General features: G+C 59.5%; 14 protein-coding genes and 1 other RNA gene. 4 read left to right on the top strand and 11 right to left on the bottom strand.

What is annotated here, in order from left to right; all coding sequences use genetic code 11:
* Positions 1-3: 3 nt before the first annotated feature.
* Complete coding sequence (locus tag OIL88_05595; GenBank protein ID HJI71841.1) at positions 4-966, top strand: diacylglycerol kinase family protein; 963 nt, start codon at positions 4-6, stop codon at positions 964-966.
* A gap of 87 nt (positions 967-1,053) precedes the next feature.
* Here OIL88_05595 and OIL88_05590 read toward each other — a convergent pair whose 3' ends face one another.
* The 4 genes from OIL88_05590 to OIL88_05575 form a co-directional block, all read right to left on the bottom strand.
* Positions 1,054-1,419, bottom strand: coding sequence for a peptide chain release factor-like protein (locus tag OIL88_05590; GenBank protein ID HJI71840.1), 366 nt, complete (start codon positions 1,417-1,419; stop codon positions 1,054-1,056).
* A 98-nt stretch (positions 1,420-1,517) separates the two neighbouring features.
* A complete protein-coding gene (locus OIL88_05585; protein ID HJI71839.1) occupies positions 1,518-2,096 on the bottom strand; it encodes a xanthine phosphoribosyltransferase in 579 nt (192 codons plus the stop codon).
* A 160-nt stretch (positions 2,097-2,256) separates the two neighbouring features.
* Entirely contained in the window at positions 2,257-3,561 is a 1,305-nt protein-coding gene (locus OIL88_05580) for an MFS transporter (GenBank protein ID HJI71838.1), read from the bottom strand.
* A 141-nt stretch (positions 3,562-3,702) separates the two neighbouring features.
* Entirely contained in the window at positions 3,703-4,986 is a 1,284-nt protein-coding gene (locus OIL88_05575; GenBank protein HJI71837.1) for an O-acetylhomoserine aminocarboxypropyltransferase/cysteine synthase, read from the bottom strand.
* A gap of 231 nt (positions 4,987-5,217) precedes the next feature.
* Here OIL88_05575 and OIL88_05570 point away from each other — a divergent pair, with 231 nt between their 5' ends.
* The gene (locus tag OIL88_05570) at positions 5,218-5,664 is read left to right on the top strand and encodes a C-GCAxxG-C-C family protein (protein ID HJI71836.1); all 447 of its coding nucleotides are present in this window, start codon (positions 5,218-5,220) and stop codon (positions 5,662-5,664) included.
* Positions 5,665-5,732: 68 nt separating this feature from the next.
* Here the strand turns inward: OIL88_05570 and OIL88_05565 are convergent, their stop codons facing one another.
* The 3 genes from OIL88_05565 to rpsA all read right to left on the bottom strand — a co-directional run bounded on the left by OIL88_05565 (position 5,733) and on the right by rpsA (position 8,553).
* Complete coding sequence (locus tag OIL88_05565; protein HJI71835.1) at positions 5,733-6,371, bottom strand: YigZ family protein; 639 nt, start codon at positions 6,369-6,371, stop codon at positions 5,733-5,735.
* Between the two features lie 330 nt (positions 6,372-6,701).
* An RNA gene (rnpB, locus tag OIL88_05560) (RNase P RNA component class A) lies at positions 6,702-7,063 on the bottom strand.
* 323 nt (positions 7,064-7,386) lie between these two features.
* Positions 7,387-8,553 carry a 30S ribosomal protein S1 gene (rpsA, locus tag OIL88_05555; GenBank protein HJI71834.1) on the bottom strand — a complete coding sequence of 389 codons (1,167 nt, stop codon included), beginning with the start codon at positions 8,551-8,553 and terminating at the stop codon, positions 7,387-7,389.
* 315 nt (positions 8,554-8,868) lie between these two features.
* Here rpsA and OIL88_05550 point away from each other — a divergent pair, with 315 nt between their 5' ends.
* Complete coding sequence (locus OIL88_05550; GenBank protein ID HJI71833.1) at positions 8,869-9,627, top strand: HAD family hydrolase; 759 nt, start codon at positions 8,869-8,871, stop codon at positions 9,625-9,627.
* A gap of 186 nt (positions 9,628-9,813) precedes the next feature.
* Here OIL88_05550 and OIL88_05545 read toward each other — a convergent pair whose 3' ends face one another.
* On the bottom strand, positions 9,814-11,133 hold the full coding sequence (locus OIL88_05545) for an L-serine ammonia-lyase, iron-sulfur-dependent, subunit alpha (protein ID HJI71832.1): 1,320 nt from the start codon (positions 11,131-11,133) through the stop codon (positions 9,814-9,816).
* A 271-nt stretch (positions 11,134-11,404) separates the two neighbouring features.
* Here OIL88_05545 and rpiB point away from each other — a divergent pair, with 271 nt between their 5' ends.
* The gene (rpiB, locus tag OIL88_05540) at positions 11,405-11,872 is read left to right on the top strand and encodes a ribose 5-phosphate isomerase B (protein HJI71831.1); all 468 of its coding nucleotides are present in this window, start codon (positions 11,405-11,407) and stop codon (positions 11,870-11,872) included.
* Positions 11,873-12,048: 176 nt separating this feature from the next.
* On the opposite strand, the gene ndk is transcribed toward rpiB, so the two are convergent.
* From ndk to OIL88_05525, 3 genes are all read right to left on the bottom strand, one after another.
* On the bottom strand, positions 12,049-12,453 hold the full coding sequence (gene ndk / locus OIL88_05535) for a nucleoside-diphosphate kinase (protein ID HJI71830.1): 405 nt from the start codon (positions 12,451-12,453) through the stop codon (positions 12,049-12,051).
* Positions 12,454-12,838: 385 nt separating this feature from the next.
* Complete coding sequence (gene argH / locus OIL88_05530) at positions 12,839-14,269, bottom strand: argininosuccinate lyase (protein ID HJI71829.1); 1,431 nt, start codon at positions 14,267-14,269, stop codon at positions 12,839-12,841.
* 118 nt (positions 14,270-14,387) lie between these two features.
* Positions 14,388-14,558, bottom strand: a complete 171-nt coding sequence (locus OIL88_05525) for a hypothetical protein (protein HJI71828.1) — start codon at positions 14,556-14,558, stop codon at positions 14,388-14,390.
* Positions 14,559-14,598 lie beyond the last annotated feature (40 nt).

The following is a 14,598-nucleotide window of genomic DNA, read 5'->3' as shown; positions in this document are numbered from 1 at the left end:
CCCATGCACGCAACTGATTTTGGTCGCACGCTCATCATCGCCAACCCAGCCGCCCAGTCGGGCGCGGCGCGCGAAGTTGCCGAGCGCCTGCAGCGCTTTTTGGATATGACCGCGCGCGCATCCCAGTTTGACTTGGTGCTAACCGAGCGCATGGGACACGCCAAGGAGCTTGCCGCCCAGGCAACGGACTATCGCACTGTTATCGCACTCGGCGGCGACGGCGTGATCCACGAAGTCGTCAACGGGCTTATGACGCAAAAGGCGGACGCCCGCCCCGCTCTTGCCGTCCTGCCCGTGGGCTCCGGCAACGATTTTGCCCAGACGCTCGGCATCGAAGATTTCTACGGCAAGGATTTTGGTGCGCTGCTTACCTGCGAGCTGCAGCGTCAGGACATCGGGCGGATTCGCTCATGGAACCCCGCAAGCGGCAGTGGCGAGGCAATCGTCGAGTATTACGACCAGACGGTCTCCGTCGGTATTGATGCCGCCATCGGCCTGGGCACCACCGAGCTGCGCAAAAAGACGGGTCTCACCGGCGCGCCGCTCTACACTCTTTCGGGACTAGAACAGTTTGGCCTACGCTATCGCAACTACCCCATGACAGTCAGCTTTGACGGCGCGCCCGCCGAGCGCGTAAGGGCGATCGTCATGGCGATTCAGCTGGGTCCTACCTATGGCTCGGGCTATCGTATCTGTCCCGAAGCCGACCCCTGTGACGGCATACTCGACGTCTGCTACGCCTGCGGCCCCGTTCCGCGCGCGGTCGCGCTTCCCATGTTCCTTTCGGCCAAAGATGGCCACCATACCAAGCTGCCACCGGTTCGCATGCGCCGCTGTCGCCATGCCGAGCTTACCTTTGAGGAGCCCGACTACCCCATCCAGGCCGACGGCGAGCCCGTTGTCGCCTCGCGCATCGAGGTCGACATCCTCGCCGGCGCCCTCCACGTCTGGCACCCCACCCACTAGCCATCCCTAAGTTGCGGTGAAATAGGGACTGTTTATGCAGATAAAGCCGCAAAACAGTCCCTATTTCACCGCAACTTATTGAGAAGATCATTCCTCCCCGCCCGGCTTGCGACGGTTGGCCTTTTTAATCGCGTTAAAGTGCTTATCATTGAGCCTGCGCTGGCGAGAGCGCTGAGGCACCTTGGTCTTTACGCGTCGGCGCGGTGGACGCCCGCGACGCTCAAGCTCAGCGCGCAGCTTACGCAGGCAGCTGCTGCGGTTTTGGAACTGGCTGCGGCTCTCGCGCGCCGTCACGGTAATCCCCGTGGGCCCATGCTTCATGCGCACAGCAGAGTCTGTCGTGTTCACGCCCTGTCCGCCCGGACCCGACGCGCGAAACACCTGAACCTCGCAATCGCGTGCCAACTCCTCGACCGACATCTCGGCATAGTGCGCATACTCACGCCATCCCATCTTGTTCTCATCCATATCAACACCTCCCCTCATACAAAAAATGTGACAAAGGGACAGTCCCTTTGTCACATCGCATACCAATCGCTTGTGTTGCGCACTTAGGCGAAGGTGATCTCGCCGGTCTCGCAGTCCATATCGGCGATACGGGCCAGGCTCTCGACGCGGAAGCCGCGCTCGCGGAGCTTATCGCCACCGCCCTGGAAGCCCTTCTCCACCGCAATGCCAATACCGGATACCTCGGCACCCGCAGCCTCGCAGATCTTGATAAGACCCTCGAGCGCGCAGCCGTTGGCCAAAAAGTCGTCGATAATCAGGACCTTGTCGCCCTCGGACAGGAAGCGCTTGCCAACGATGACCGGGTACTCCTTCTGCTTGGTAAAGGAGTAGATGGTCGTGGCATACTGCTCGCCGTCGAGGTTGATGGACTGCGCCTTCTTGGCAAAGACAACCGGCACGCCGCCAAAATGCTGGGCCGCGATGCAAGCCATGCCAATGCCCGAAGCCTCGATCGTCAGGATCTTGTTGATCTCGACGCCCTCGAACAGACGGGCCCATTCGGCGCCCATGTGGTCGAACAGCTCAACGTCGCACTGGTGGTTGAGGAAAGCATCAACCTTAAGGACGTTACCGGCCTTTACGATGCCGTCATGGCGAATACGATCCTCAAGCTCCTGCATGGCGCAACCCCTTCTCGCGGCAACGATACCGCGCGATTAATAAACGTTGTTCGATAGTCTACCACGGACCGACCCCCGACCGCCCCACAAGCCGTATCGCACCATAAAGCTGCAAGACCAGTAGACAGGCCCGATTCGTGGCAGACAGCCTCCCAACACGCTAATGCCGGGCGCGCGTCCTCACCAAACGTACCAATGTGAGCGCAAAGCCCACGGTAGCAACGGCCATCAGCACGTAGAATACCAAACGGAAGCCAAAGAGGAACACGTCCGGACGACCCGCCACATAGCTCGTGACCGTCTTGCCCATCGCCGCGCTCGTCTGTCCATACAGGATGCGCGACGCCGCCGTAATACCCAGCGCTATGCCCGCATAGCGCGCCAAGCTGCTCAAGCTGCCCGCAAAGCCAAGCGCCTCACGCGGAGCCGAACCCATATACAGCGAATTATTGGGACTCTGGAAGATCGACGTGCCGCACGACATAAACGCAACGCAGCACACGATCATCAAGATGGAAGAGTGCTCGTCAAGCGTGCTCACCGCAAAGAGACCGCACACGTACACGCCCAGGCCAACGGCCGTGGGCGCTTCACAACCAACACGGTCGGACACCGAGCCCGAAAGCGGGCCCACAAAGGCATTCATGACCGGCATCGCCAAAAACAACAGGCCGGAGATATCGGAGCTAAAGCCGTGGGCATCCTGAAAGTAGAACGGCAGCACAAACTCGGAGGCACCGATACCCACGAACACGATAAGCATGCAAGCCAGGTTAATCGTGAAAGCCGAGCTCGCAAAGCAGCGACGCGCCGCCTCTGTCAACGGCATAGGGCGTTCGCCAGCCTCCGGCTTCACATGCGGCAGCGTATAGAGTCCCACGATAAACGAGATTACGCCAATGGGCAGATTGATAAGGAAGATGCTCTCCCAGGGAAAGCTCGCCACCAGCACGCCGCCGAGCACGGGGCCGCACATCATGCCAAGAGCCACAAAGGTCGCCAGAATACCCATGGCACGGCCGCGCTCACGCGCCGGAAACGACTCGGTGATGATGCCCATATTGTTGGCCATCGCGGCGGCACAGCCAATGCCCTGCACGAAACGCGCCAAGATAAGCACCTCGAGCGAAGCCGAAAGGCCGCACAGCAGCGAACCAACCGAAAAGACGATGACGCCCAGCTGGAACACGCCGACCTTGCCGCGCACATCGCCCAAGCGGCCAAACGGCAGCATGGCGACGCACGTCGCGAGCAGATACACCGAGCTCACGAGCTGAATGCGGTCGAGACCCACCCCCAGCTCCTTTTGCATCACTGGGAGCGCCACCGTCACGATGCTCGCATCCAGACACGCCATAAAGGTCATGACGAGCACGGTGAACAGAATCGCCCATTTATTCTTACCGTGGGTGTCGCCCTCCAGGGCAATGTGTTCGCGGCGCAGCTGCTCGGCAGTTTTCTCCATGTATATCCTTTCTATCGTGCAACGCAAAAACGGGACCCCAATCGCCTACAAACGGACACGATCGGGGTCCCGCCTACGGAATCGGAACTATGAGGACGTCGTCAGCCGAAAAGCCGTCCCACGCCTCGCACGCACGCTAGCCTAGCACTGCTCGAGCGCCTGCTCAAGGTCGGCAATCAGATCGGCCGTGTCCTCGAGGCCGCACGACAGGCGCACCATGTCGGCGGAGATGCCACAGGCGATAAGCTCCTCATCGTTCATCTGGCGATGCGTGGCGTTGGCAGGATGCAGGCAGCAAGTGCGGGCGTCGGCCACGTGTGTGGCGATCTGGGCGAGCTTAAGGCTCTTCATAAAGGTCTCGGCCGCCGCACGACCACCGTTAAAGCCAAAGCTCACGACGCCGCAGGTACCGTTGGGCATGTACTTCTGAGCCAGGTCATAGTACTTGTCGCCCTCCAGGCCCGGATAGCTCACGAAGCGCACCTTGGGATGGCTCTGCAGGAACTTGGCAACGGCCAGGCCGTTCTCGCAATGACGCGGCATGCGCACATGCAGGCTCTCGAGCGAGCTGTTCAGGAAGAAAGCCGCCTGAGGGTTCTGCATGGGGCCGAGGTCGCGCATGAGCTGAGCGGTTGCCTTGGTAATGAAGGCACCCTCGCGACCGAACTTCTCGGCATACGTCACGCCGTGGTAGCTCTCGTCGGGCGTGGTGAGACCCGGGAACTTATCCGCATGGGCCCTCCAGTCAAACTGGCCGTGGTCAACGATCACGCCGCCCAGGTAGGCCGCATGTCCATCCATGTACTTGGTGGTGGAGTGCGTAACGATGTCGGCGCCCCACTCAAAGGGACGGCACATCACGGGCGTCGGGAAGGTGTTGTCGACCATCAGCGGCACGCCGTGGTCGTGCGCGGCCTTGGCAAAGCGCTCAATATCGAGCACGGCAAGGGCGGGGTTGGCAATCGTCTCGCCAAAGACGAGCTTGGTATTGGGCTCAAAGGCTGCCTCGAGCTCCTCATCGGTGCAGTCGGGGGCGACGAACGTGCAGGTCACGCCCATGCGGCCCATGGTGTGGGCGAGCAGGTTGTAGGTACCGCCGTAAATGGCAGAGCTTGCGACCACATGATCGCCGGCACCGGCCACGTTAAAGATCGCGAGGAAATTCGCAGCCATGCCCGAGCTCGTGAGCATCGCGGCGGTGCCTCCCTCCATCTCGCAGATCTTGGCGGCAACCAGATCGCACGTGGGGTTCTGCAGGCGGCTGTAGAAGTAGCCCGACTCCTCCAGGTCAAACAGCTTGCCCATATGCTCCGACGTGTCGTACTTCCACGTGGTGGACTGGTAGATGGGCACCTGGCGCGGCTCGGCATCTCCAGGGTGATAGCCGCCCTGAACACATGTAGTACCGATGGTCTGCTCGCTCATATCTAGCTCCCTTGCCTGGGTTTTAGTTTTATTCGGTTCACGATACCGCTACCCTGGACCCCTCTCAACCCATCCCCAAGGTAGGTTATGGGACAAATTGATCAGGGGTATTTATCTCAAGCCTTGGGCATTTGCTCGATAGATAAAAACGAGGCATACATGAAGCTCTCGATGATTACATGCCCCGTCACGGGTACCATAGGCGGGTACACCGTGACCAAGGAGACAACGATGAAGCAAATCGATACGGCCCAGCTCGACATCACCGCCTGTCAGGCTCAGGCTGCCGAATATCACGCCCGTGGCTTTAACTGCGCCCAGGCCGTCGCCTGCACGCTCGCGCCCGCCGTCGGGCTCGACCCCCAGGTCGCCTTTACCCTCACCGAGGGCTTTGGCGCCGGCATGGGCGGCATGACCGAAACCTGCGGCGCCATCTCGGGCGCCGTGGCCATCATGGGCTTTGTAATGAGCGACGGCATGGAAAACCCTAAGACCAAGGGCAAGACCTACAAGCTGTCGCGCGAAATCGCCAAGCGTTTTGGCGAGAAGAACACGACAACCGTCTGCGGCACGCTCAAGGGCATCGGATCGGATAAGGGTCCGCTCCGCAGCTGCCCCGGCTGCATCGACGATGCCGTCGAGATTGCCTGTGATGTGCTAAAGCAGCTCGCCGAGTAATCGACAGCAACAGCAAAACGACGGCCGGTGCGCTTGGAATCCATCCAAAAGCACGCCGGCCGTCGCCGTTAGAACTCGGCAAATTCGGGAGCTCCGACCTCAATCTCCTCACGCCCCGCCATAAGCTCGCGCATCTTAGCGCAAAACGGCTCCTGCTCCCCCGCTTTGAACACCAAGTGAATCGTCACGGCATCCGCGTAATCGGTATCCGAAACCTTGGCACCCGAATCCTGCGCCAAACGAAGCACCTGCTCGTACTGCGGATAGGCAACATACACGTCAACCGGCACGACGCTCGTCATCTCAACGATCTGCCCGGCCTCCTGAGCCGCGGCCACCGCCGCCTGCGTCGCCGCGGTATAGGCGCGTACCAAGCCACCAGGCCCCAACAGCGTGCCACCAAAATAGCGCGTCACCACGCAGCAAACATTTTTGAGCCCCGCGCCGCGCAGCACCTCGAGCGTCGGCATACCGCTCGTGCGGCTCGGCTCACCGTCATCGCTCTGGCGTTCGCGTCCATCGACCAAAATCCACGCGGGAACATTGTGTCGAGCGTCGTAATGACGCTTGCGAACCATCTCGATAAAGGCATTCGCCTCATCCTCGGACTCAATATGGACCAGCTGGGCAATAAACCGGCTCTTGCGGTCCACAAACTCGCCCGAAGCCTCAATATTCGATTGCAGAGTAAAATAGCTGTCCAACAAAGCCCCTCAACAACAAGCAAAGCAACAAACAGCCTCAATAATACGGCAAAGGGCACATCGGTTGACCGCCTAAATAGAACGGAAACGCCGATGAACAGGCAAAAACAGCGAGACGGCGTCAGCTGAGTCGATTTGGCCCGAAAGAGGAGGGAGCACGCCTTATGGCGGCGACCGACGAATGAGCGCCAAATCGGCCAGCTGACGCCGTCGAAGGCGAGAACCCGTCAGCGCGAGCAAGGTGCCTTGAAAGCCGAGGGCATTGACCTTTTGGTCATGCCCGAAGGCTTGAAAGGCAGATTGCCGCGCTGGCGGGTTCGCAGCGTCAACAAAGTGCTGAGTGGGCCTATAAGCCGGGTTCTGTCGTGAACGGTCATTTATCTTGTCTGCACGTTACCGTGCAGCTCCACGCACGCTACCCGAACGCGGACCGGGCCGGCCCATAGCGTTCCTATTCGCGCTTGCTCCGGATGGGGCTTGCCAAGCCGCCATGTTGCCACGACGCTGGTGGTCTCTTACACCACCGTTTCAGCTTTTCCCTTTACGCCTTGCGGCGCAGGTGGGAGTCTTCTTTTCTGCGGCGCTTTCCGTCGGATCACTCCGCCCGGCCGTTAGCCGGCATCCCGCCCTCTGGAGCCCGGACTTTCCTCACGCGTACTGCAAGCAGCACATCGCGCGACCGTCTGGCCCACTCAGCAGTGCAAGAGTGTAACACACCGTTACCGCAGGCAATGGCACAACGCAAACGCTCGACACGATAAACCAAGAACCGCCATGCGTTACAATGATCCTGTCGATGGGCAACGTCGTCAGTCGAGACGCGACCGCGCTCCGCACCCCTCCGTCTACTCGGTGTGTTCCCGCCTCCTCCCCGAGGCGGGATGTCGGCTTTTTTCATGCACCGACAATCCAATAGCCTGTGGACAGCCCGGCAGCATTGCGCATCTCGGTGCCAAATGCAAAAAGGGACCCGTCCATTACGGACGGATCCCTTAAAACAAGTGATCGTCAAACCGATTTACTCGGCGTCGGTCTCCTCGTCCTTCTTCTCGGAAGGCAGCGGGGTAACCTCGATCTCGACGCCCAGAGTCTCAGCAGCAGACTTCATGGACAGGGAGATACGACGACGGTCGAGGTCGATCTCCATGACCTTGACCTGAACCTTGTCGCCAACGTGGGTGACCTGAGAAGGCTGGTCCACGTGCTTGTTGGCCATCTCGGAGATGTGCACCAGGCCCTCGATGCCCTCGCCCAGGTCGACGAAAGCGCCGAACGGGACAAGCTTGGTCACAGTGCCCTCGACGATAGCGCCGACGGGGTACTTCTTGACCAGTGCGCGCCACGGATCCTCGGTGGTCTGCTTGAGACCCAGGGAGATGCGCTCGCGGTTGAGGTCGACGTCGAGAACCTCGACCTCGACCTCCTGGCCGACCTTGACAACCTCGGAAGGATGGTTGACGTGGTTCCAGGAGAGCTCGGAGATGTGGATGAGGCCGTCGATACCGCCGAGGTCGACGAAGGCGCCGAAGTCGACGATGGAGGAAACGGTGCCCTGGAGACGCATGCCAGACTTGAGCTTGGACAGGATCTCGGAGCGCTCGGCCTTACGGGACTCCTCGAGCACGACGCGACGGGAGAGGACAACGTTGTTGCGGTTACGGTCCATCTCGATGACGCGGGCCTCGATGCGGGTGCCCATGTAGGAGGTGAGGTCCTTGACGCGACGGAGGTCGACGAGGGAAGCGGGCAGGAAGCCACGCAGGCCGATGTCGAGGATCAGGCCGCCCTTGACAACCTCGATAACCTCGCCCTCGACGTTCTCGCCGGAGTTGAACTTCTCCTCGATACGGTTCCAAGCACGCTCGTACTCGGCACGCTTCTTGGACAGGACCAGACGACCGTCCTTGTCCTCCTTCTGGAGAACCAGAGCCTCGATGGGATCACCGAGTGCAACGATGTCTGCAGGGTTAGCGTCCTTGCGGATGGACAGCTCGCGGACCGGGATAACGCCCTCGGACTTGAATCCGATGTCAACGAGCACCTCGTCATGCTCGATCTTAACGACAGTGCCGTTAACGAGATCGCCCTCATCAAAGTCGGTAATCGTACCGTCGATGAGGTTGTTCATCTCCTCCTCGTTGACATCGTCAAGAGAGAAAATGGACGAGTTCTGAATCTCACTCAAAGGTGGACCCCTTTCGAACTACGGGGCCCCGATTGCTAGGACCTACAGAAGGGTGCGACAAGCACACAACGTTTAGGAACACTCGGGAGCCGACAGATACTAATGTGACGCTTATGCAATCACGTTCGTATAGGTTACGGGGAAATGAGTTCGATTTCAAGCGTGAACTGCGATTTTTTACTCGTGTGGAGACTTTTTCGTAATCTTATGAACACACGTCTCCGCAACTTGACGATAACCAGCCAGGCATTCGGCTTTGGGGTAAAGTATCCGGAGCCAACGATTCTAGATCGATTTTTCGAGAAAGGTGCCCGCGTGCTCAAAGCAGTCGTTTTCGATATGGACGAAACGCTTCTTAGCATCAACCTCAACGCGTTCATCCTTCGCTATTTTAAGGATGTCTCTTCGATGCTCGCGGATATCGGGCGCCGCAGCCGCGGTGGCACGATGGCACGCCTCGGCACCATCCTGGTCGACCTCAACGCCAATCGCCGCAGCAGCACGGACAATCGCACCAATCTTGAGTTTTACCAAGAAGAGGTCGAGCGCCGATGCGGCATTTGCCTCTCGGACCCACTAATCTACGAGGCGTTTACCTACTACGACCGCGAAGTTCTTCCGTACAAGAATGACGAACTCATCAACGCCCATGCCATGCCGGGCGCACACGCCGCGCTTCAGGCCGTACAGGACGCAGGGCTGCGCTGCGCGCTCTTTACCAACCCCAGCTTTCCGCAGGGGGCCATCGAGTGCCGCATGGGTTGGGGCGACCTGGCCGACGCCCCCTTTGAGCTCGTCACGCACATGGGAAACGCCACCCGCTGCAAGCCTGATGCCACCTACTATCTAGAGCAGCTTCAGGTGATGGGGCTCGAACCGCACGAGGTCCTTATGGTGGGAAACGATCCCAAACGCGACTTCCCTAAACCCGCCTGCGGCATTCAGACTGCCTATGTAGGCCAGGGCAAGCCCAACCGAGTCACCTGGCGCGGAACCATGGAAGGCTTCGCCCGCGACTTTAACGCCGTAATCGAGGCCTTCTACGAGCACCAAGTAGCCGACGAACTGTCGTAGGACCCCTCGCTCCAAAAAAAGCGCCACAGGTTGAGCATAAGTCAGCGAAAACGCCCCTAAGCGAGCAATGTGCCTTGAAAGAGGAGGGCATAGGCCTTCTGGCCATGCCCGACGATTGAAAGGCAGATTGCCGCTTAGGGGCGTTTGCAGCGTCGACTGGTTACGCGGTTTGGTAAAACCGCGTAACTAACAAACCTGGGTTTTGCCGATCATGATGTTGAGGATCTCGACGTCGGTGTCCTTCATACCCACACGGCCCACGTAGCCCATGCTGGCAATCGTCTGCTCGACGGTATCCTGGATCAAACCCTCGCCGGCACGGAAGCCACGCCCCTGCATGGCCATGTCATGTCCCAGAATCGCCGCATCGACGGCAGCCGAAATCTTGGCGGCACAACTCGCCTTGGCGCCGTCGCACACGATGCCGCCCACGTTACCGAGCGTATTCGAGACCGTCGCGCCAATCTGCTCGCGCGTGCCACCGCACAGCCAGGTAATCGCAGCGCCGGCGCCGCACGCGGCGCAAATAGCACCGCAAAACGCCGAAAGCGCACCAATATAGCTCTTGATATGCACGGCGATAAGATCGGACAGCATCACGGCGCGCACCAGACGCTCGTGGTCGCAACGCAGGTACTCGGCATACTCCATGACGGGCAATGCGCAGGTAATGCCTTGATTGCCCGAGCCGCACACAATGGCGACCGGCAGCGCGCAACCGTTCATGCGGGCGTCGGACCCGGCGGCCGCACGGGCACGGGCACGGCAGGCGACGTCATCGGCACGAGCACCCAGCAGCGTACGACCCACCTCGGCGCCCCAAGCGTGCGCAAGGCCCTCGGCACTGATTGCGCCATTCAGCTCAATCTGACGCTCAACGGCAGCGCGGGCGCCCTCAATGTCACCGTCCTCGATAAAGTCGATGATGGAATCAATGGACATGGGCGTATCGGCGTTATCTGCCGCACGCTCGGCCACCACGCGCTCGGCGCAGGCGGCGCACTCCCCCGCCGACTTGCCGCATACCGGAATACCATCGAGTGTATGGCACGTGACATTAGTGTGGTGATCGGTAATCTCGACGACCGCGGTATGGCCCCCGGCCGTCGCAGTCACCTTGATGTAGAGGTTGGGCACACCCTCGACAAGCGACACATCGCAGTAGCCAGCGTCGGCAAGGAGCTCGGCCACGCGAGCGCGGTCTTCATCGTTAACGCTCTCGAGCACCTCGAGCGCGCTCTTAGCGTCGCCGCCCACGGCACCCAGCACGGCCGCGGCTTCAATACCGTGCATACCGCCCGAGTTGGGCACGGTCACGCTCTTAACGTTCTTGATAATGTTGCCCGAGCAGGCAACATCCATATGATCGGGTTCGCAACCGAGCGTCTGGCTCGCCAGCGCCGCTGCATAGGCAACGGCAATGGGCTCGGTGCAGCCGAGTGCACAGACAAGCTCGCGGTTCAAAACATCGCAAAACGCGGCATCACGGATGGAATCGGTAGGCATAGGTATCTCCTGCTTGCATAACGGGCTGGACTCTCAAAAAAGTTGGCTCCTTTATTTGATAACAATGCATCAAAAACCGCAACCACGGTTCCGGCGGACGGCGTTCAAGCGCAATCTGACGGCATTCATTCATGAAAAGCTAGTCTTGTTGCCTGCTAAAGCGTTTGACCAAAAAACGCCCGAGCGTTTACGCAAAAGTCGCGCTATCATGCAGTCGAACGCGGTAAACACCTTTAGCATTTGCGCCGCACAGACCAGAGAGGAACCATCCATGAAGATCGGTATCGGTAACGACCACGCCGCCGTCGAGCTCAAGAACATCATTTCCGAGCACCTGAAGGAGCGCGGCTGCGAGGTCGTGAACTTTGGCACCGACACCTCCGAGAGCTTCGACTACCCCATCGCCGGTTACAAAGTGGGCAAGGCCGTTGCCAACGGCGACGTTGACCTGGGTATCCTGATCTGCGGCACCGGCGTCGGGATCAGCCTGGCTGCCAACAAGGTCGAGGGCGTACGCGCCGTCGTGTGCTCCGAGCCCTTCAGCGCCAAGCTCTCGCGCATGCACAACAACACCAACGTGCTCGCCTTTGGCGCCCGCGTCGTTGGCTCCGAGCTCGCCAAGATGATCGTCGACGAGTGGCTCGACGCCGAGTTTGAGGGCGGCCGTCACGAGCGTCGCGTTAACCTCCTCAACGAGATCGACCACACGCGCGGCCTTAAGATCGTCGACGAGGCCTAAAGACTTACAAAGCCATACGCTAGCGCCAGCCCCCGCCCGGAAGAAACATCCGGACGGGGGCTCTTTAGTAGTTTTCTATGCGTTTACCAAAAATCTACCGGAATAAAAGGGCGCCGCGGTTGGAATTCCGCGGCGCCCAAGCCACACGCTAACAGCTTTAAGGAGTCAAAGCTGGTTTAGCCAAAGAAGCGCTTGATCTCGATCTCGGCGTTCTCCAGGCAGTCGGAGCCGTGGATCACGTTGGCGTTGACATCGACAGCGAAGTCGCCGCGAATGGTGCCGGGCGCAGCATCAAGCGGGTTGGTAGCGCCCATAAGGGTGCGCATCTTGGAAACAGCGGAGAGACCGGAAACGACCATCTTGACGACCGGACCGCTCGTCATAAAGTCGCAGAGACCGCCAAAGAAGGGCTTGTCGGCCAGATGGGCGTAGTGCTCCTCGACGGTAGCGCGCTCGAGCGTGGTCATCTCCATGCGCTCGATGACAAGGCCGCTACGCTCAATACGAGCAACGATCTCGCCGATCTTGCGATCGCGCACCGCGTCGGGCTTAATCATGATGAAGGTCTTCTCGATAGCCATAAGGTAGCCTTTCAAGTAGGTTCGCGCGTGCCCAAGTCCCATTCCGGCACCCGCCTGGACTGCATCGTAACAGAGTTTTAGCTGCAGTTAAACAAAAAGCTGTTTATTGAAACGTTGCAATTTATTAAAGCGTTCCATATGTGTCACTTCTGTTTCGAAGCTCGATTAGAGTACCATCCGACTGCCCATCAACCGCATCGAGCAGAGCAGACGGTCGGTTGCCGCCCGCGAACGTACCCCCTTCACAACCTACCCAAAGGTCCTACAGAACTTCTCGACAAGCCTCTCCCCCATAGCAACAAAATACGGACGCCCACATCAGCAGACGCCCGTAAAGCAAAAAACGATTCCTCAATAAATGGCAAAAACGGCTTCGGCCAAACCCTTACTTTATCCCGTGGCCCATCTCGACGACCTTGGTCAGCGATCCAAACACGCCTTCGTCGGCAACGAGTTGTGCCTCGGCACGCTGCAGCTGCACGGCAACGGCGGCAGGGGCGGTACCGCCCTCGGTCGTGCGCGCGGCGACAATCGACGGGATGTCGAGCGCCTCGGTAATGTCGTGCTCAAAGAGCGGGCTTGCCTCCTGGAACACCTCAAACGGCAGGTCCTCAAGATTGCAGCCACGCTTCTCACACATCAGGACCAAATGGCCCACCACGGCGTGTGCCTCGCGGAACGGCAGGCCACGCTTGGCCAGGTAATCGGCAACATCGGTAGCGGCAAGGTGCCCCACGCCGCACTCGCGCGCCATGGCATCCTCGTTGACAGTCCAGGTCGAAATCATACCGGCCATAACCGACAGACACTGCATGAGCGTATGGGCGGTATCGAGCGCGCCCTCCTTGTCCTCCTGCAAGTCCTTGTTATAAGCAAGCGGCAGGCCCTTCATGGTCACGAGCAGCTGCACCAGGTTGCCATACACACGGCCGCTCTTGCCGCGGATAAGCTCGGCAAAGTCGGGGTTCTTCTTCTGCGGCATGATGGACGAACCGGTGGAGTAAGAGTCGGAAAGCGTGATAAAGCCAAATTCGGAGCTCGACCACAGCACGATCTCCTCGGAAAGACGCGACAGGTGCATCGCCATGACGGAGCCGGCGTAATGCAGGTCGAGGAGGAAATCACGGTCGGAAACCGCATCGAGCGAGTTGGGAATCACGCCCGCAAAGCCAAGTTCGGCAGCCGTCATCTGACGATCGAGCGGATAGCTCGTGCCGGCAAGCGCGGCAGCGCCCAGCGGACAGTTGTCGGCGGCATCAAAGGCTGCCTTCAGGCGTGTAAAGTCGCGCGCGAACATCCAGGAATACGCCAGCAGATGATGCGACAGCAGCACGGGCTGAGCGTGCTGCATGTGCGTGTAGCCCGGCAGAATCACCTTGTCGTACTTCTTAGCCGCATCCACCAGCACATGGCGCAGCTCAAGATTGGCCCCCATGAGCTCCTTGGCCAGCGCCTTGACGCCCAGACGTGTGTCGGTCGCCACCTGGTCGTTGCGCGAACGTCCGGTATGCAAGCGCTTACCGGCCTCGCCGATGCGACGCGTCAGCTCGCTCTCGATGGACATATGAATGTCTTCGTCGTTGATGTCGAAGGTGAAGTTGCCGGCATCGATATCCTGTTCGATTTCGGTCAGGCCCTTGGCAATCGCCTGCTCGTCCTCGGCACTGATGATGCCCTGGGCCGCCAGCATTTTGGCATGCGCCTTAGAGCCGGCGATATCCTGCTTATAGAGATGTTTGTCGACCGGCAGCGACGCGCCAAACTCCTGCGTGACCTCGGCCACGCCTGCCTCAAAACGACCGCCCCAAAGAGCCATGGAACCGTCCCCTTTCATCAAATCCCAAAACAAGCGCCCAAAGCAATGCGCCATATCGCTAAAGCGATTTTTCAACCGCTAGTTTTACACATTCCCCACCGTGTGCGGAACCATGTAGCTAATTTGCAAAGAAGTGACGCGCCATGCACTTGGCGCCCAACGTCTCCCTCCGGATGTTGCCCTGCGAACCATCGATCCAGGCCTTCAGGCTCATAGGGACGTCCTCGACCCTTGCGGCATCGAACTCGGGCGCGAGGGCAAGTAAAGCATGCGCGATAGCATTGAACATAATGGATACTCCTCATATATATAGGCGCAGAGCCGCCAAA

The sequence above is a fragment of the Coriobacteriaceae bacterium genome (assembly GCA_025992855.1).
Classification (GTDB): Bacteria; Actinomycetota; Coriobacteriia; order Coriobacteriales; family Coriobacteriaceae; genus Collinsella.
The sequence above is the reverse complement of the archived record's forward strand: the minus strand, read 5'-3'. Positions and strand labels throughout refer to the sequence as shown.